13 protein-coding genes are annotated in these 18311 nt (G+C 44.2%); 2 read left to right on the forward strand and 11 right to left on the reverse strand.

The annotated features are described in order from the left end of the window. Window position 1 precedes the first annotated feature (1 nt). The 9 genes from BC349_RS02490 to BC349_RS02530 form a co-directional block, all read right to left on the reverse strand. Window positions 2–1153 (reverse strand): N-acetylglucosamine-6-phosphate deacetylase, encoded by a 1152-nt coding sequence (locus BC349_RS02490; RefSeq protein ID WP_222840051.1) that lies wholly within the window; start codon window positions 1151–1153, stop codon window positions 2–4. Window positions 1154–1155: 2 nt separating this feature from the next. Beyond that, a complete protein-coding gene (locus tag BC349_RS02495) occupies window positions 1156–2637 on the reverse strand; it encodes a sodium:solute symporter family protein (RefSeq protein ID WP_187255166.1) in 1482 nt (493 codons plus the stop codon). Window positions 2638–2655: 18 nt separating this feature from the next. Next, entirely contained in the window at window positions 2656–3495 is an 840-nt protein-coding gene (locus BC349_RS02500) for a sialate O-acetylesterase (protein ID WP_187255167.1), read from the reverse strand. A 19-nt stretch (window positions 3496–3514) separates the two neighbouring features. Next, window positions 3515–5080, reverse strand: coding sequence for a family 20 glycosylhydrolase (locus BC349_RS02505; protein ID WP_222840052.1), 1566 nt, complete (start codon window positions 5078–5080; stop codon window positions 3515–3517). A gap of 11 nt (window positions 5081–5091) precedes the next feature. Beyond that, the gene (locus BC349_RS02510; protein ID WP_187255168.1) at window positions 5092–7020 is read right to left on the reverse strand and encodes an alginate lyase family protein; all 1929 of its coding nucleotides are present in this window, start codon (window positions 7018–7020) and stop codon (window positions 5092–5094) included. A 27-nt stretch (window positions 7021–7047) separates the two neighbouring features. Next, the gene (locus tag BC349_RS02515; protein ID WP_187255169.1) at window positions 7048–7818 is read right to left on the reverse strand and encodes a 6-phosphogluconolactonase; all 771 of its coding nucleotides are present in this window, start codon (window positions 7816–7818) and stop codon (window positions 7048–7050) included. A 70-nt stretch (window positions 7819–7888) separates the two neighbouring features. Beyond that, complete coding sequence (locus BC349_RS02520; RefSeq protein WP_187255170.1) at window positions 7889–8470, reverse strand: fasciclin domain-containing protein; 582 nt, start codon at window positions 8468–8470, stop codon at window positions 7889–7891. Window positions 8471–8507: 37 nt separating this feature from the next. Then, a complete protein-coding gene (locus BC349_RS02525) occupies window positions 8508–9893 on the reverse strand; it encodes a RagB/SusD family nutrient uptake outer membrane protein (protein ID WP_187255171.1) in 1386 nt (461 codons plus the stop codon). An 11-nt stretch (window positions 9894–9904) separates the two neighbouring features. After that, on the reverse strand, window positions 9905–13042 hold the full coding sequence (locus BC349_RS02530) for a SusC/RagA family TonB-linked outer membrane protein (RefSeq protein WP_187255172.1): 3138 nt from the start codon (window positions 13040–13042) through the stop codon (window positions 9905–9907). Window positions 13043–13424: 382 nt separating this feature from the next. Between BC349_RS02530 and BC349_RS02535 the strand changes: the two genes are divergently transcribed. Next, window positions 13425–14459 (forward strand): LacI family DNA-binding transcriptional regulator, encoded by a 1035-nt coding sequence (locus tag BC349_RS02535; protein ID WP_187255173.1) that lies wholly within the window; start codon window positions 13425–13427, stop codon window positions 14457–14459. Between the two features lie 36 nt (window positions 14460–14495). Here BC349_RS02535 and BC349_RS02540 read toward each other — a convergent pair whose 3' ends face one another. Together BC349_RS02540 and hppD are read right to left on the reverse strand one after the other, a co-directional pair. Beyond that, window positions 14496–15680 carry a L,D-transpeptidase family protein gene (locus BC349_RS02540; RefSeq protein ID WP_246456751.1) on the reverse strand — a complete coding sequence of 395 codons (1185 nt, stop codon included), beginning with the start codon at window positions 15678–15680 and terminating at the stop codon, window positions 14496–14498. An 87-nt stretch (window positions 15681–15767) separates the two neighbouring features. Then, on the reverse strand, window positions 15768–16895 hold the full coding sequence (gene hppD / locus BC349_RS02545) for a 4-hydroxyphenylpyruvate dioxygenase (RefSeq protein WP_187255174.1): 1128 nt from the start codon (window positions 16893–16895) through the stop codon (window positions 15768–15770). 260 nt (window positions 16896–17155) lie between these two features. On the opposite strand from hppD, the gene BC349_RS02550 reads away from it, so the two are divergent. Beyond that, window positions 17156–18277 (forward strand): 5-(carboxyamino)imidazole ribonucleotide synthase, encoded by a 1122-nt coding sequence (locus BC349_RS02550; protein WP_187255175.1) that lies wholly within the window; start codon window positions 17156–17158, stop codon window positions 18275–18277. The last annotated feature ends 34 nt before the right edge of the window (window positions 18278–18311 follow it).

Genomic DNA, 18311 nt, shown 5'->3' on the forward strand with positions numbered 1-18311 from the left:
ATTATTTTTTAGAAAAAACTATTTTCCCTGACTTGATTGTATGAAGTATTTCAATGCCCTGTGCGCCCATTTTAAACAAAACAAAATCGGGTCCGGATCCGATTGAGAAGGGGATTCTCCTGCCTGCCTGTAAATATTCCATTGGTTTCAGGGATGCCATGTTCCAGGCTTCGCTGGCCGGAAGAATATTTTTCAGAATCAGTTGGTTCACTCCCTGCAATAAGGATTGTGCTGATCCGGCAAGGGTTTCGGGCTTATCCCGGATAAATAATTTTCCTTCGGGGCTAAGCTCTACCTCTCCGCCGATATGGCTTGAATACACACCTGGAGCCAATCCTGTAAAGCCGGTTGCGTCACTGACCAATAATGTCTTTTCGGGTTTTACCTTAATAAAAACTTTCAATACTGAATCCGGCAAATGAAACCCATCGGCAATTATACTAGACCAAAGCCCGTCTGAGGCAAGTTGTTCCCAGATATAATTATTGTGCCGGTGCATCGAATGATGGCAGCCATTTCCAAGATGAGTTGATAAACTTGCGCCGGCAGAAACAGCCTCTTTAATCTGGTCGGCAGTTGCAGTTGTATGGCCAATGGCCACTTTTACATCATGCCGCACGCATTGTTCTATAAATCGGGCAGAACCCGGCCATTCCGGCGATAAGGTGATGATTTTAATTTTCCCTTCTGCTGCCTCCTGCCATTGTTCAAAAAGGTTCCAGTCCGGTGACCGGACATATTCCTTACTGTGAGCGCCGCGCGGACCATCTTCAGCGGAAATGAAAGGGCCTTCGAGGTGAATTCCACCGATAGACAGGTTCACCTGGTCGGATTCCCTGCAGGCGGATACAATACATTTTAAGGCTTGCCTGATCTTTTGGTCCGAGTTGGTGATAACCGTGGGAAAATAGGTAGTCACCCCCTGCTCCCAAAGAGATTCAGTAATCTGTTTTATTTCAACGCCCGAAATCGGCAAGGTATTAAAGTCAAACCCTTTGAATCCATTCACCTGAAGATCCACCAGTCCGGGAGCAATATATGGAAGGGATTCCACCGATACCCCTAAAGCATGACTTTCACCAATCAGTTCCCGCTCGCTGAATTCCAGTTTAACGGGATCTCCTGTCAGAAAATTTATGCCGGTGATGTTCATCTTTATTTATTAACAACAGGTTTGGCAATCAAGGTAAGAAACCCGGTGGTGGTAGATGAAAGCTTTTCAATCTTTAATAAACCCAGCCCGATATAAAGTACCAGGGAAGCAAAAATCGGACTGCCGACCTCAACAGCCAGGCTGATACCGGGAAAAAATTTAAGTGCAATAAAAGTGAGGATACCTCCAATGATTGAACTAATGGCAGCCACACTTCCGCTATTTTTAAAAACAGGCAAAAGCCCGAGTATCATTGGGATGGAGATGGTCCCTATCAACGCAGCAAACCATGAAATAATCAGGCCGAATACACCTCCGAAATGGCTGGCATTTACTGCAACTACAACAGTCAGGAAGGTAAAAAGAAATGTAATAATCCTGGCCAGTGTCAGCATCTTTGCCGCTGAATAAGTCCTTACATTTTTGAACATTACGGGAATTATATCCCTTGTGATCACTGCGGAAATAGTATTGGAATCAGCAGAAATCATTGATAGGGTATTGGCGAACATCGCGGCCAGTACCAGTCCCACCAGGCCAGCAGGTAAAAATTTAATGGCCATCATTCCATAGGACATGGTGGGGTCTGCTAAATCCGGAAATATTAAGGGCGCAGCAAACATCGGGAACATCAGTACAAGCGGCCATAACAGGTATAAAATGGAAGATAGAATTCCTGCTTTTCTTGCTTCCTTGCCAGAAGAGGCAGAAATAAACCTTGTTGCAAGATGCCAGGTTCCGCCACTGTAGCTGAAAAAATCAATGACCAGCATAGCGAGGGCAAACTTAATTGTATACGGGTGATTAAATAATTGTGAATGTGATTCAGGCAAACGGTCCCAAATGGTGAAAACTCCCGCAGCACCATCACCGACCTGCCTGATGATCAGAACAAACATGGTAATGCCGGCAAAAAACTGCACGATAAACTGGGCGAAATCATTCCATACATCGGCCCACAAACCTCCTACAATGGTGTAGATCAAGGCGACTCCCCCGGCCAGCAGGATACCGGCTATCAGGGGCGCACCGGTAAAAATATTGAGCAGAATTGCAATAGCAGCCAGCTTGCCACCTATGTCAAATATCTTGATGATGGAACCGCTCCAGGCAATGATCTGCTGTGTACTGACATTATATCTTACGCGGAGGTATTCTGTTGGGGATTGTATTCCCATGTTAATCCTCAGTTTTGCCCATCGGGGAGCAATTAAAAGTGCAGCTATAAATGTAGTAAAGGCTACTGCGCATGCCCACCAAATGTAAATAGTCAGTCCGTGGGTGTAAGCGATTCCCGCATATGCAACAAATACAGCGCCACTATACCCTGAAACATGGTGGGATACTCCGGCAAGCCACCAGGGCAGTTTACCGCCTGCCGTAAAAAAATCAGCAGCATTACCGACCCGCTTAAAGGCAACAAACCCAATAACAATCAGGATCAAAAAATAGATTCCCAGTACAACCCAATCAATAAATTGCATATATCAGAATTGATATTATTAGTAATTTTTTGGCAGAAAGGATTTTATATACGTCTCAGCATACCTTTGTCCAAGTATTCTCTGTGATGGGGAGTCAAAATGGATATTGTCTTCCCTTGGTTTTAAATCGCCCGTTTCAACCAATGCATTGAATTTATTTAATACTGAAACTTTCCGGATGATTTCATTGATCGAACTCCAGTTTTGCCGCATCTCCTCCTTAACAGTATAGGACCCCAATTCTCCCATGATTACAGGAAGTGATTGATCACCTGCATACCCGCGAAAAAAACTGAACAGTTCCTGCAGGTTTTGCTCATACAAAGGGATCTTTCCCGCTGTGGCATCACTTTCACCCTGGTGCCAGAGTATTCCTTTTAAAATACCATACTTTTTTGCCAGGTCAGCCTTCTCCATGAAATTAGATTTCAGGCGTACACCATTGAACGCTGAATCATTCAGCCAGTATTTGATTGAACTCCCTCCCACCGCCGTGGGTAGTAACAAGATGACTGTATTGGAGTCAATCTTATCGATTAAATTCCGCGCAAAAGACATCCCGCAATCAAGCCCGGTAAGCTTCGGCTGGTAAAAATGCAGGGGCTCTTTTGCTTCGATCAATTTGTTTTCCTTATTGATCGTCAAAATGCGCGGGTGGGAAACAGTATCCCCGGGTTCAACCAGGCCACGACCTGCCATATTGGACTGCCCTGCCATGATAAATACCCAAACTCTTTCCTTTGGTGGAAATTCCCGGACCTGTACCACCTGCCTGGGGAAATTGGCAGTTCGTGCAGCAGAGTCCTGGCCCAATGAAAGCAAAGGGGAAAATACTACCAGAAATACTATCCTTCTCATTTTTCAGATTTGATTTATTCTACCTGATCCGGGATATCCGTTGAAAAAGAACTTCCAGTTTCTGGTTCCTGATCAGGTTCTGTTCCCTGATCTCTTCCTCATGCAGAAATCCTTTGTTCAGGTCATAAAAACGACGATCGAGGGTTTTCGATGCGCTTCTCAATTTTTCAAGCCGCGGAACCAGTGTTTTTGCCTTGCTGCGATTGAAATCCGCCGAATTATATACTGCTTCAATTTCCTTAAAATCTAGGTAAAAACCCCTCAGGTCGAACATCAGCCGGTAATGTTCAAATTCTTTTTGGTTCCTGAGAGGCATTAGTTCTTTCAATATTTTTCTTGCTGTATCATTCTTAATTCGCAATCCTGATATTTCTGAAACTGCGTCTGGCCTTGTTATAACAACCTGTTTGGGATCCGTCGTAATTGCCTGCCAGAATCTTTGACGATCATTTTCCTTAAGTCCGAACCTTTCCTCCGCATAGCGTTTAACGAAAGCTTCAGGATTTATGGGATCCAGTGTTTTTAATGCCTCTGCAAACGAAGCCACCAATATCCTGAAAGCAGATAAAGGGTAATTATTCCTGACCTGGAGCATGTCCACCAGTTCATAACCACTATCCCATGTAAATCCATACAATCCAGAGGTTGACCATGAGGTCATAACCATTCCCTGATAGCCTGCCTTTCTTGAATAGGGAATAAAATCCCGTTGATTATTGAAATGTTTTTCCCATTCAGTAACATACCAGTTGTCGGGATGGCTTCGGATGGAAGGCGATCCCCAAAAAGTAAATCCCTTGGCCTGAACATTCGATATATCGCCGAAATGATTTGTTTTCCAGCCGTAATTCCAATCGATGAAAATAGTTTCCTTTGGAAGTTCTGATGCTGCTTCCGGATATTTCAACAGTATATCTGCCCACATGATCGGTGTTTTCCCCATTTTCACAATGGTTTGGGTGATCATTTTCATGTAGTCGACGAAGAGTTTTGATTTACCCACGGCAGCTGCCTTCTTTGAGCAGTCCTTACAATGCCCCAGCAGGTAGGTTTCATCGCCTCCGATATGGATAAACTTTGAAGGATGAGTGGATGCCAGGTCCTTAAATAGATCTGAAAAAAGCAGACTGTCACCTTCTGTTTTAAGCGGGCAAATCTGTGAAATATCTTTTCGCTCCTCCTTTAAATGGCTGTATCTGTCGTTCCTCAGGATATATTCCACATGGCCGAAGCACTGCTGAAGCGGGATTACATCCATTCCAAGCTGGCTGCAATAATCAATAAAGGATTTGACTTCTTCCCTTGTATAAGCATACTTGTTTGAAATCGTCGCATGTTTATCGTATGGATAAGATGCTTCCCACTCCATGACCAGGGTATTAATCCCAAAAGAAGCCAGCTCTCTGGCAAAATTTCTGAGTGCTTGCGGTGTCATGACCTGGATCCGCAGATCAATATGAAAACCTTTTACCTTGAAATCATCCGAACTTTTAAGTTGCGCAAATGAGGCAGGAGCAATCAATACTATCAGCAATATTGAATAGAACAATTTCATCATTCTATCAGACAATTGTTTTAATCGCATCTATGGATTTTTTAAAATACTTCAAATAATTGTCGGGACTGACGATTCAAAACACTAAGTTTTGGAGAGTCGGGATTCTTTATCAGCAGTATGGTTTTCGCTGAATCGCCACTGTTTATTTCAAGCCCGATCCCATCTTCAGTTATTTCCCGGGAAATCTTAACCTGGGAAAGGTCATCGACGCCCGGCATAAAAACCACCACTGAATGAACCAGTCCCTCACCTGCAAATTTTAGTGAAGCCATGGGTGCTGAACTGTCCTTCCCATTTAAACTTAATATGCCTTCCTCAATAGAAAGAGAACCAATCATTGATGGATCTGCAGGAAGAATGGCCAGTGAACTTTTACCAGGCAACAGAAGAGCTTTCCTTTTCTCATGCACAGATACTTCAGTAGGACTAAAATGAAAAAGCACTTCATAGTTATGTTCACCGGAAGCGTCAAATCGATCGTAAAGTACCAGAAATTTATTTTTTACAAGAACCAGGCTCCTGCTCCAGGATACGGTATTATTCACTGATTCCGTGGCAGGTGAAATCATACGGCAATAATTTAGGGAATCCGTCTCTCCCCAGTTAACTATCCTGTTTCCTGTATTTCTTTTACCAACCCACAATAGTTTACCGGAGGTAGCCTCATCTGATTTCCCATCGATCAACACGGTGTTATGGGCACGGGAGGTACGGTACCAGCTAACCAGTTTCGGGTTATCATAATTGGGACATCCACTGTCTGTTAAAACAGGAGAGCCGTTAAGCCAGAAATTGAACGCCAGCCGGCCAGCATGTGCATGTGCCCCGATCACGGAAGCCGGATAAGCAAGAAGGTACCACGAATTTCCAGAACCCTCTCGCCTGATAATACCTAATTGTGTATCGGGGAAATATGTTGATTTACCCTTAAGTGACCTCCTGTTTTTCGCCAATAATTCATTAACGGTGGCAAGTATCGTTCCTGTAGGCATTTCGAAGGAATCGTTAACCTGTGGCATGGTTGCATTTGGCTGTGACACGCTGGCTATATAAGCAGCCATTTTTTCCAGCCCGGGCAATAAAGCGGAAGGATACCTGATATTATTCTGTTTACACAACAGGTAAGTGTCTCTGAATATATGTGTTTCAAAAGGATAGTATCCGAACATATACTCAACATTCCCACCGTCTTCAAAGAAAGCCTTATCAAGATGATGGGAAAGAATCCTCATACCATTTTCCCGAAGTGCTTCTGCCTGTTCAAAAGACGGAAATAAAACCCCCAGGTATAACATAGCCAAGCCACCGTGTGACTGGTGGTTGAACTCATTCAAAGGAGCCTTTCCAAAACCATTGAGAAGAATATCCGCATGCTCTTTCAAAGATTCGGTAATTATTTTTTTCTGGTCTTCAGTAAGTCCTTTTTCAGTAAGGTAATAACACCAGGACCAGTGGATGGACCGCCAGGCAACCTGCATATCCCGCCAGTTAAAGGTTTTTCGGTGTGAGTCTGGCAAACGCGGATTGTCTGTTACCCACCTGGATATTAACTGCATCATGTCATCCAGGTAGGATTGGTCGCTGGTAAGGAAATACAAACGGGCCAGTGAAGGCAAAAAATAGAACCGGTTTAACCATACACTTTTTTCCAGTTCTGTTTTCTCATACAATGACCAGTTTATTGGGGTTCCATATACATCCTGGAGCCGGCCTTGCCTGATTTTTTCAACGATCTGTGAATCATCCTCCGTGCCAAATATTTCAGTGTGTACAAATTTACCCCCCTGGTCCTTGGGTATAAAGTCACCGAAATTATAAATGGGAATATGCCTGAAAAAAGGAAAGACAGGCCTGCCTGTATCAATGGGGGAATCCAGGAAATTTTCCCCCAAAATGCCAGGCAATGCAAGGCCAGGCAGGGAACCACTGAACAATAATCCGGCACTTCCCCCTGCAATTCTTTTCAAGAATAATCTCCTTTTTGACAGCATGGCTTAAACTTGTTTTGAAGGTTGAAACAGGAATGAATCCATATCAAAATAAAATTTACAATTTGAATGTTGCTGTAGTATTGTAGCCGGACACTCCTTAGTTACTGGTAAATTCAGGGTATTATAAACAGCATTCCGTTTGCTTTTGCCCGGTACCATACAAAAAAGATAGCTGGCATTCATTAATACGGGAATAGTGAGGGTAAGTGCCATTTCAGGCACATCTTCCAGCCGGGAAAAACATTTTTCATTTACCTGTTGCAGGCGGCTTTCCAGGTCAAGCTTTACTTCTTTAATAATTTCAGGGTCCCTGAAGTCAGCAATGGAAGGATCATTAAATGCGATATGCCCGTTCTCCCCAATCCCAAGGCAGACAATATCAACAGGTGCGGCAGAAATCAATCCGGAGAACCTTTCAATTTCCCCGGCAACATCAGCGCCACTATTGATGAAATGAACGTTTTTACATTTTACTTTCGAAAACAGCCTGCTATTCAGGTAGGATGAAAACAGTTGGTGGGCATTGTCATTCAGCCCTATATATTCATCCATATTAAAAGCCGTGATCCTGTTCCATTCAATCTTCGCTGAACCCGAAAGATAGTCCAGGGTTTCATTCTGCGAAGGGGCCGCGGCAAAGATCATACGGATTTCCGGCCTGGTTTCAAGAAGTTCGATAATCATCTTTTCGATATCCATGCCGGCTGTTCTCCCCAATTCTTCACGTGAGGGCAGGACGTTAACATCCAGCCAATAGTTTTTGAAATTTTTCATTGTCGGTTAAAGTGGAAAGGGAAAAAATATTCCCTTTCCATCATAAAAGAATATAAAGAAATTAATAGACTTACTTGGCAAGATAAACGATATCGGCAGTAACATGGATCACACCGTTGGTAGGCTGGAGATTGGAAGTAATAATCGTCCAAACCTTTTTGGTACCCTGGTTGATGAGTCCCTGGTAACTTGAATTGTGGGATAAATACATGGTTTGCCCATTTTCTGTCTCATATGCAATAGGGTTATCCTTTGGAAGAAGTGCCGGATCCGAAAACAATACTTTGGCCTTAACAATATGGTAAGCCAGCATTGTCCTTAGGGAATCAACGGGTATTGATGAGATACCCTCATATTTCTTTGCCTTGAATAATGACCTGAAAGCACTGTTCCGGGGCACAATAAAAGTATATTCAGTTGTACCTGAATAATATTGCTGAAGTCCGGCAGCTGTAACAGCTTCTTCCATCAATGACAAAGAATCCTTTTGCTGGATATACTCCCAGGCATTTATTCCGAGCTTATCGTTGGGGGCACTGTACTGATACTTAAAATTTTCCTTTACACATCCTGTTACAACTATAGACAGGATGGCTGCAATGGCCACCACCTTAAGTGACCTGCCATTGTATAATTTATTTATATTTTTCACTGTGCATTCATTTGGGTTATTAAAAAATCACATCTGCTTACCTGTAATATTCGTTCTGCACCATATTGGGATTTTTGTTCAGCACATCAATAAAGATGGGCCAAACCAGGTTGCGTTCATCACTGAGTCCGTTGATCGGCCCCATGGTGGATATAGCCTTGCCTGTCCTTACCAGGTCGAACCAGCGATGGCCTTCGAAAGCAAGCTCCACCGATCTTTCATGAAGGATTGCAGACTCCAGGTCTCCATATTTTTCTATTGCTTCTGTATCACTTGCAAATTCTGGCACCCCTGCCCTCTTCCGGATCTTATTTAACAATTCCAGCGCTTTGGAAATATTATCTGCCCCACCGATTGCATTTAGGGCTTCGGCCCTGAGCAGCATGATATCAGCCAGGCGCAGCAGCACTATATTTTGCTTGGAAGGGGTTGACACTTCATCGCTGACGCCTTTACCGAGGAATTTCCAGATGGCTTTTGGTTCAACCAGGGTTGTGTCATACAGATAGGAAATGCGTTTATCACCAGCTTCGTATGAAGATTTAAACTTTTCAGAGGGGGTATAAATGGCGTATGAACCAATGGCATAAAGAACGCGAAGGGAATTTGTTTCCGTATCATTATAGCCCACTTCAAAAATGCTTTCTTTTGAATAACTGGTGGTAAAGATTTTCGACCAGTCGTCCATTGATGAAACCAGCCCGTACAAGCTATTATTAAGCACCAGTTCTGAAGTTGCCAGGGCTTCACTGTATTTTTTCCGCCACATATACACATGTGTCAGCAGTGCATTTGCGCCCCCACTGGTGAACATGATCCTGTCGTTGGAATTATTAAACTTAGCCACGCAATTTGCTGCAGCAAATTTCAGGTCTTCTTCAATTTGGTCCAGAACCAGTTCCTTTTTAGTTTTTGTCACAAAAATATCCTGCTCTGTAGAGGTATATGGTTCTGTAATTAAAGGCACATCACCCCAGATCCGTACGAGATAGAAATAAGCCAATGCCCTCAGGGCCCTGGCCTGCCCGATCAACTGGGCGCCCCCGCCTTCGTTACCATATACACCCGGGATGTATTTCACTGCAAAATTCGCCCTGCTGATCATGGAGTAAAGTGCGGCCCAGTTGGCTGAACTGGCCGTTTCATTCAGGTTGTTCTGCATTAACACCAGTCCTTCTCCCGATTGAGCTGTCTTAACATTGTCAGCCCTGCCTTCTCCCCAATAGGCAAAATTCATTCTGAATACAGATTGCGCCGCATCATAAATGCCATATACACCAGCCTGCGCATCGCTGGGGGTTTTATAGAAATCCTGCGCCGAAAAACTACTGACCGGACTTTTTTCAAGAACTTTTTTTGTGCACGAGAACATCATGAAGGACATTCCGATTAACCCTATGGCTTTGATATATTGTAATTTCATTTTTCTCGTTTTTAGAATTCAACATTTAATCCCAGAATAAAAGTGCGGCTTTGCGGGTAGGATCCGTCATCCACGCCAATCCTGAGTCCGCTATAGGAACTTACATCAGGATCATAACCTGTGTAATTTGTCCAGGTAAGCAGGTTCTCCCCGGAAGCATACAATCTCAGGGCATTAATATTTAAACGGTTAATAATGGCGCGGGGGAAGTTATATGCGATGTTTACATTTTTCAAGCGGAGGTAAGAACCATCTTCTACCCAGCGATCAGATACCCGGTTATATTCGTTACCCATTGGATCATTTCGGATAGGTCTCGGATAATTTGTTACATCGCCCTGCTTTCTCCAGCGGTTCAATGCATCTCTTGAAACATTATTATAGGCAAAAACCCAGTTCCTCATCATGTTCAGATTGCTGTAGATATCATTTCCATAGGAAAACTGGAAGAACACACCAAGGCTGAAGCTCTTGTATGTAAAATTGTTGGTAAGTCCGCCGGTGAATTTTGGTTGCGCATTTCCTATGATCTGTTTGTCCCGGGGATCTATGATGTTGTCACCATTCAGGTCATGCCAGATCGGGTCTCCGCCCCTGAACAATTTTCCGTTGGAGGATCCATTTTTCACCTGGTTCTTATTGTCTTCATCACGGGAATAAACCCCAAGGAACTTATATCCATAGAATGCGCCGATTGGCTGGCCCACCTGCAGGATATGATAGGTACCGTTCTGAATAAATCCATTGGTCAGAACCTCTTCCGGCAGGCTTACAATTTTGTTCCTGTTCAACCCAATGTTGAAATTGGTGTTCCATTTGAACTCACGAATAAAGTTCTTGGTGTTCAGGGAAAATTCAAATCCTTTGTTCCGGATATCACCAATATTCCGGGTGATATAATTGAAACCGGAGGTTTCAGGAATCGGCACTGCAAACAACAGGTCGGATGTATTCTTCACATATGCATCAGCGGTAAAGTTGATCCTGTTATTGAACAGAACCAGGTCAATACCCAGATCGTATTGGGTGGAGGTTTCCCAGGTCAGTTTTTTATTTGGCATGACTACAGGTGACGCGCCTGAATTGGTGAGGTAATTTGTACCGATGGCAAATTCACCCTGTGCCGTATAGTTACCAATTGCTTCATTACCGGTTTGTCCATAACTAAACCTGAGCTTACCGTCATTAAGAAAGTCGAATCCTTTCATGAAGGATTCATCAGAAAATCTCCAGGCAGCGGAGGCGGAGGGAAAATAACCGAACCGGTTTTCATCCCCGAACCTGGAAGATCCATCAGCCCTGAAGTTGGCCTGGAACAGGTACTTGCCGTCAAAACCATAAGTCATCCTGCCAAAGTAGGAAACCAGGCCATGTTCTACGGTTGTGTTTACAGCCTGGTTGGAAATTGTACCGGCACCATTTAAGGTCTGGATATTATCGCTTGCGAAATAAATTCCATCGAGGCCGGTGGTTTCCCTTTTCCATTCCTGCTGACTAAAGCCCGCAAGTGCCGACAATTCATGCACCTTATTAATTGTCTTGTTATAAGTGAGGTAATTCTCATTTGCCCAGGTAAGGTTTCCTATCGCCCTTACACTGCCGGTGTTATAACCCGGACGGTAATCCACCGTGCTGGGATAGAATTCATCTTCTTTCATGGACAAATAATCCAGGCTGATATTGGTACGGAACTTCAGACCTTCCATGATTTTATATTCCAGGAACTGGTTGCCAATAATCCGGTTGGTTATATTCAGGTGGGTTACGTCTTCTGCCAGGCCAATTGGATTTCTTTTACCATTAAAGTAATTGATTGGCGACCCGTCGGGGTAAGTCAGGGAATAAATAGGCGGTCTTACAAGGATGGATTGAACCAGGCTATGGTTACCTGTTCCTGCCGCATTGATACGGTTATTGGCGCCATGGGTGAAACTTAAGTTTATTCCGGCCTTCATCCTTTGGGTCACATCAAAATCAGTATTGATACGGGTGGTAATTCTTTTATAATTGGATGCCAGGAAAATTCCATCCTGGTCAAGGAGCGAAGTACTAAGGGCATACCTCGCCGCATTGTTCCCCCCGCTTACAGACACATCGAGCTGGTTTTGCTTTGCAGTCCGGTACATAAGACTTTGCCAGTCTACATCCCCGTTATTCATCGGGTTAAGGGAATCAATGGCTGTCCAGTGTGGCTCAGACGGGCTGGTTGCTCCGTTATAATCATCCAGGTTTTTATAGCTATCAATGATGATATCCCGCCATTCTGAAGCATTCAATACATCCAGCTGGCGACCTATTTTACTGATACCCGTATAAAACTTGACATTTACTTTGCCTTTTCCAACCTTGCCATGCCTGGTGGTGATTAGAATCACCCCGTTTGCCGCCCTGGATCCATAAATGGAAGTGGAAGCTGCATCTTTTAATACTTCAATGGATTCGATATCACCCGGATTTATATCCGCCAATGGGTTCAGTCCATGTGATTCAAATCCATTCAACTGGGAAACCGAGCCCGATTCAACAGGCACCCCATCTATTACATACAAAGGATCGTTCCCGGAATTCAGGGATGACTGTCCCCTTACGGTAATCGAAATTCCGTCACCCGGCGCACCGGAATTGGAAACAACCTGCACCCCTGCAACCCTTCCCTGCATCGCAGACATAAGGTCTTTTACGGGAGTGTTCTCAATGGTTTTGGCATTTATGGAGGAAATAGCTCCTGTTATATCCCGCTTTTTTTGCTGGCCATAACCTACTGCCACTACTTCATCCAATTCCGAAACGGCCCTGGTCATCCGGATGTTTAGTTCCCGGCGGGGCCCTACTTTAATTTCCTGTTGCTGGTATCCTATATAGGAAAACACCAATACAACATCGGGAGAAGAAACAGTAAGGGAAAATATTCCCTCTGCGTTCGATTTCACACCGGCTGTGGTTCCTTTAACAAGGATATTAACGTCTGGTAAAGGTCGTCCGGTTTCGCCGTCAATAATTTTCCCGGATACCGGCGCTTGTTGGGTAATGGCATCGGGCCTTCCAGCAAAAGCCTTCCCTGCAAATAACCCTGGAAGCAAACAAAACAGAATAATGGTGAGAATTTGTTTTCCCGGCGGGAAAAGATGGATGGAGTGATTTTGTCTCATAACTGCAATTGTTAGTTTGGCCAATCTGAAAAATGGGCAATAATGGTTTTCACTCGTTCCGGCTAATAGAAATGATATGGTAGAGATACCAACCCAATGTTGTTAGTGCAGTTGCATCAGATGATCTTAAAAAAGAGCCTTAACCAAAAAATTTCCTTAACCGAACCGAAGCATAATCAAATCTATTAAAAAATATTTAACACACAAACGTTTTCACAATTTATTTTAATTTCACAGGAAATTTTATAGACATCGACCCTCACTGATGAAAATATTATTTTTAATCATTTGATTTACATATTTTTACAAAATCAAATAATCATCAATTCAGCAAAATCAAGTTCAATATTTCACACAAACGTTTGCGTAAATATTTCCAAAAATGACAAATTCCAGAATAACCATAAAAGACCTGGCGGAGCGATTGAACCTTTCCATCTCCACCATTTCCCGGGCACTGAATGACCATCCAAGCATTGGGAAAAAAACAACCAAAGAGGTAAAAAAACTTGCCCGTGAGCTTGGCTTTACACCAAACACGATGGCTTCCAACCTTCGCCGTAATAAGACCCAGAGCATCGGTGTAATTGTACCCAGAATAGATATTCATTTTCATTCCCACGTTATCAGTGGCATTGAGGAAACTGCTTACCGGCTGGGTTATAATGTCACCATTTTCCAATCAAGGGATTCCCTGGAGAGGGAAATAGCAGTTACTGAAATCCTGCAGGCAAAAAGAGTAGAGGGTGTGATTGCATGCCTGGGTTTGGAAACCACCGACAGCCGGCATTTTGCGCGGTTTAATGAGATTAAAATTCCGCTGGTATTTTATGATCGGGTAAGCAAGGACGTTGAATCAAGCAAAGTGATCATTGATGATTTTGATGCAGCCTTCAGGGCAACAGAGCATCTGATCAACACAGGCTGCAGAAATATTGCCCATATTGCCGGAAACCGGAACACTGACATTTTTAAAGCCAGGGTTAAAGGCTATAAAGCCGCCCTGCTAAAACACGATCTGGAGGCTAACGAAAACCTCATTCAGTACACTTCAGAACTTAGTTATGAAGAAGGTGCAACCTGTGCGAAAAAACTGTTAACAGTTACCCCCCTTCCGGATGGAGTATTCTGTGCGAATGATAATACGGCCATAAGTGCCATCCAGGTTTTCAAAAAAGCGAACCTCCGCATTCCCGAAGATATTGCAGTAGTTGGCTTCAGTAATTATCCGATTTCCAGTATCATGGAACCAACCCTGACAACTATAGATGACCGGGCCTTTGAGATGGGCCAGACCGCAGCTAAGCTCCTGATCCGCCAAATAGAAGACAAGGACCAGAATATTGCCTCTGAAACCATCGTCATTAAAACAGATCTGATTGTCCGCGATTCAACAAACCGGAACCCGAAAGGATAGAACTTTTAAGTCAGGAATTACGTTGTCCTTTGCAGCCTAAGTCTCAGGGCTGTTCTCAATCAGAATGGTCTGCTTGAGTTTCATCGGCACCCTTTTTTCCTCCCTTATGGCGGGTGCCCAGTTGGGCATGACTTCCAGCTTATCCAACAGGTGTTCGTTCAGCAGGTCATTCCCGCCCCGTAAAACCCGTGGATTTACAATTTTCCCTGATTGGGTAACAATGAATTCTACCAGTACATAAGCTGTATGCTGGTCTTCTGACAGATAACCTGCGAGGTCCCGGTTTAATTTTTTAAGGTATTCCTTGAAAGCATCTGAACCGCCGGGGTATTCAGGCAGTTTATGGACTGTGTTGGGTATTTCACTTTCATCTATATCAACCCGCTGGCGGTGTTTTTTTACCACGGGCGGGGCCATGGTTTTACGTTCATTGCCGGGCAAAGAGTTTTTGACTTCCTGATCCAGCACGTATCCGCCCCGGTTGTTTACCATGATCAACGGCAGCTTCCGGTGTTTTTCAAAATAATAGTACACCTCTTTCAGGCTGCCGGCAAGCTGACTGTACTCTGCAAAATCACGGACATAGCGGTTCAGGTAATCAGCACTTTTTTTATTATCAAATTTAACCGGGAAGATATGTACCGGTATAAAATCCTGTCCGGCTGATTTGGCGTAGGTCGCCAGTACATACAATTCCTCGATCTGGATATCTGTAATAGGTATACAACCTGTGGTAACACAGCTTCCATGAATATAGATGTCACCGCCCGGCTGGATGGCATCACTCAGGTAACGGTCCGAAGCATTGGGATAGTTAAGTCCCAGTGATAAATGATAAACACTACGGGGATTGAACTCATTGATATAGTAAAAGCCTTCGGGCACCTGGTAATCGCCTTCCATTCTTTTGGGCCCCAGGGTTCCGGCCATAGCGCAAACCTTATATGTTTTAAAATGCTGAAAAGGAGCATTCTTTGTGTCCTTGACCCAAACTTCCAACTGGCTGTCATATTTGAAGGAACGCAGGTAGATATACCTGGCGGGCCATTTCAACCCTTTTTCCCGGAATTGTTTCTGAAGGGTATCTTCCTTTTTGCGAAGGATGTCATTCAGCCTGGGGAAATTGCGCTGGTATTCGGTAAAACTGGGCTGGTAGGCATTCTGGGCCATACCGGCAAATACCAAAACGATCAGGAAAAAAGTGAAAGAAATTTTTTTCATAGCACACTCAGGATACCACTAAAATAATACAAACAATTGGTAAGAAAGGTATAAAATAATCCCCCCGGCAATGCCGGGGGGAAGGTATCAGAGATTTCCGCGTATTTCCTGTTCTCTTTCAATGGCTTCGAAGAGTGCCTTGAAATTTCCTTTTCCAAAACTTTTTGCCCCTTTTCGCTGGATGATCTCAAAAAACAGGGTTGGTCTGTCCTCTACGGGTTTGGTAAATATCTGGAGGAGGTAGCCTTCCTCATCTCGGTCTACCAATATTCCCAATTCCCGCAACGGTACAAGGTCCTCATCGATGGAACCAACACGGTCCAGCAGATCATCGTAATAACTGCAGGGAACTTTCAGGAATTCCACTCCCCTGTTGCGGAGCGCCGTAACAGTATCAATAATATTATTAGTAGCAAGCGCCACGTGCTGGCATCCCTCCCCGTCATAATAATCAAGGTATTCCTCTACCTGGCTTTTCTTTTTCCCTTCAGCAGGTTCATTGATGGGAAACTTAACATACCCATTACCGTTAGACATCACTTTGCTCATCAGGGCGGAGTATTCGGTTGAAATGTCCTTGTCATCAAAACTCAGGATATTCCTGAAGCCCATTATGTTTTCATAAAATGACACCCATTTGTTCATCTGGTTCCAGCCCACATTGCCCACGCAATGGTCCACATAAAGCAGCCCGGTTTCAGGCGGATTGTATTCACTTTTCCACAGCTTGTAACCGGGCAGGAAGGCACCATGGTAGTTTTTTCGTTCAATGAAAAGGTGTACGGTTTCACCATAGGTATGGATACCACTGGTAACCACCTGTCCATCTGCATCACTTACAATGGATGGCTCCCTGAAAGAAACCGCCCCCCTGGTGGTGGTTTCCTTCCAAGCCCTGGTGGCATCATCCACCATCAGGGCCAGCACTTTCACCCCATCACCATGTTTATAAATATGGTCTGCGATGGCATTACCCGAACGCAGCGGCGTGGTGAATACAAAAGTGAGCTTGTGCTGGCGCACAGCATAGCTGGCCCGGTCTTTCATCCCTGTTTCAGGACCGGCATAGGCCAGACTCTGGAAACCAAAGGCTGTTTTGTAAAAATGGGCCGCCTGTTTGGCGTTCCCGACATAAAATTCAACATAATCGGTGCCCATCAGGGGCAGGAAATCGGTTACAGCATGACGCTGCAACTCGGCAAGTACGTTAGACATTACAATAAATTGTTTGTTGTTTGAATTCACTTATTCACCCATTGATGTATTTGCTTTCAGGCATACATCAGCAATCCCCCTGACTAAGCATAGCCAGACTTTCCATCAGCAGGCAGTATTGATGGCGGCAATCCGAGAAGATTTTATGAGGATAGTCGGGAACCATTGATACAAATATAAAAAAGTTTGTGGTTTATGGCCGGCCTCCGCCAGTTTACCTTACTGTCAGCAAACTACAAACCATTCCCTATTTTTGCCGCATGAAAAAAGCAGGCATCCTTGGAGGAGGACAATTAGGACGAATGTTATTACAGGAAGCAGCCAATTATCCGGTGGAAACCTGGGTAATGGAAAATGATCCCGAATGTCCGGCTGCCCATCTCTGCCACCATTTCGTGAAAGGGAATATTCAGAATTTTGATGATGTTTACAACTTTGGGAAACAGGTTGATGTACTCACCATTGAAATAGAATCAGTTAATGTGGACGCCCTTGAAAAACTGGAATCTGAAGGTGTCAGGATTTTTCCCAAACCTGCCGCACTGCGGATTATTAAAAACAAGATCCGGCAAAAGGAATTCTACCAGCAATATGAAATCCCAACAGCTGCTTTCGTAACCGTACAAAACAGGCAGGAACTGGATAACCATATTTCCTTCCTGCCGGCAGCACAGAAGCTGGGCGAGGGTGGCTATGACGGTAAAGGCGTACAGCTGCTGCACGGTCCGGATGAACTGCCACTCGCTTTCGATGCTCCCAGTGTGCTGGAGAAAAAAGTGGAAATAGCCAAGGAAATAGCCATTATCATCGCTATCAGCAGCAAGGGGGATATTGCTTTATACCCCCCTGTGGAAATGGTCTTTGACCCTTATCTCAACTTGCTCGATTTCCAGATTTCACCGGCAGATATCCCGGAAAAATCTACCTGGCGGATTGAAGCCATCGCCCTGAAACTGGCCAAGGCACTGAATTCACCCGGCCTGTTCGCAGTGGAGTTATTCATTGACCAGGCAGGTGATGTACTGGTGAACGAAACCGCCCCACGTGTTCACAACAGTGGCCACCATACCATTGAAGCACACTCATCCTCCCAGTATGACATGTTGTGGAGGATATTGCTCGACTACCCCCTGGGATCAACAGAAGCCATCATGCCATCCTCCCTTGTAAACCTGATCGGCGAAAAGGACTATACCGGTGAAGTCGTATATGAAGGCATTGAAGAGGTCCTGGCCATGGAGGATGTTTATATTCATCTTTACGGTAAAAAACAAACGAAGCCGGGTAGAAAAATGGGACATGTGACCATTCTTGGCTCCGACCGCTATGATTTGGTGAGGAAGGCACACCAGGTAAAAAGAACCCTCAAAGTTATCAGCTGATCATTTTTTATCATTCCTGGCATCCATTCATAAA

This window comes from Flavihumibacter stibioxidans, from assembly GCF_014332695.1.
In the GTDB taxonomy this organism is placed as follows: domain Bacteria; phylum Bacteroidota; class Bacteroidia; order Chitinophagales; family Chitinophagaceae; genus Flavihumibacter; species Flavihumibacter stibioxidans.

Bases quoted from the DNA above. Each gene is read 5' to 3' on its own strand.
- BC349_RS02495 (WP_187255166.1), bottom strand. From the start codon at position 2,637: ATGCAATTTATTGATTGGGTTGTACTGGGAATCTATTTTTTGATCCTG.
- BC349_RS02500 (WP_187255167.1), bottom strand. From the start codon at position 3,495: ATGAGAAGGATAGTATTTCTGGTAGTATTTTCCCCTTTGCTTTCATTG.
- BC349_RS02505 (WP_222840052.1), bottom strand. From the start codon at position 5,080: ATGCGATTAAAACAATTGTCTGATAGAATGATGAAATTGTTCTATTCA.
- BC349_RS02550 (WP_187255175.1), top strand. From the start codon at position 17,156: ATGAAAAAAGCAGGCATCCTTGGAGGAGGACAATTAGGACGAATGTTA.
- BC349_RS02525 (WP_187255171.1), bottom strand. From the start codon at position 9,893: ATGAAATTACAATATATCAAAGCCATAGGGTTAATCGGAATGTCCTTC.
- hppD (WP_187255174.1), bottom strand. From the start codon at position 16,895: ATGTCTAACGTACTTGCCGAGTTGCAGCGTCATGCTGTAACCGATTTC.
- BC349_RS02530 (WP_187255172.1), bottom strand. From the start codon at position 13,042: ATGAGACAAAATCACTCCATCCATCTTTTCCCGCCGGGAAAACAAATT.
- BC349_RS02540 (WP_246456751.1), bottom strand. From the start codon at position 15,680: ATGAAAAAAATTTCTTTCACTTTTTTCCTGATCGTTTTGGTATTTGCC.
- BC349_RS02490 (WP_222840051.1), bottom strand. From the start codon at position 1,153: ATGAACATCACCGGCATAAATTTTCTGACAGGAGATCCCGTTAAACTG.
- BC349_RS02535 (WP_187255173.1), top strand. From the start codon at position 13,425: ATGACAAATTCCAGAATAACCATAAAAGACCTGGCGGAGCGATTGAAC.
- BC349_RS02515 (WP_187255169.1), bottom strand. From the start codon at position 7,818: ATGAAAAATTTCAAAAACTATTGGCTGGATGTTAACGTCCTGCCCTCA.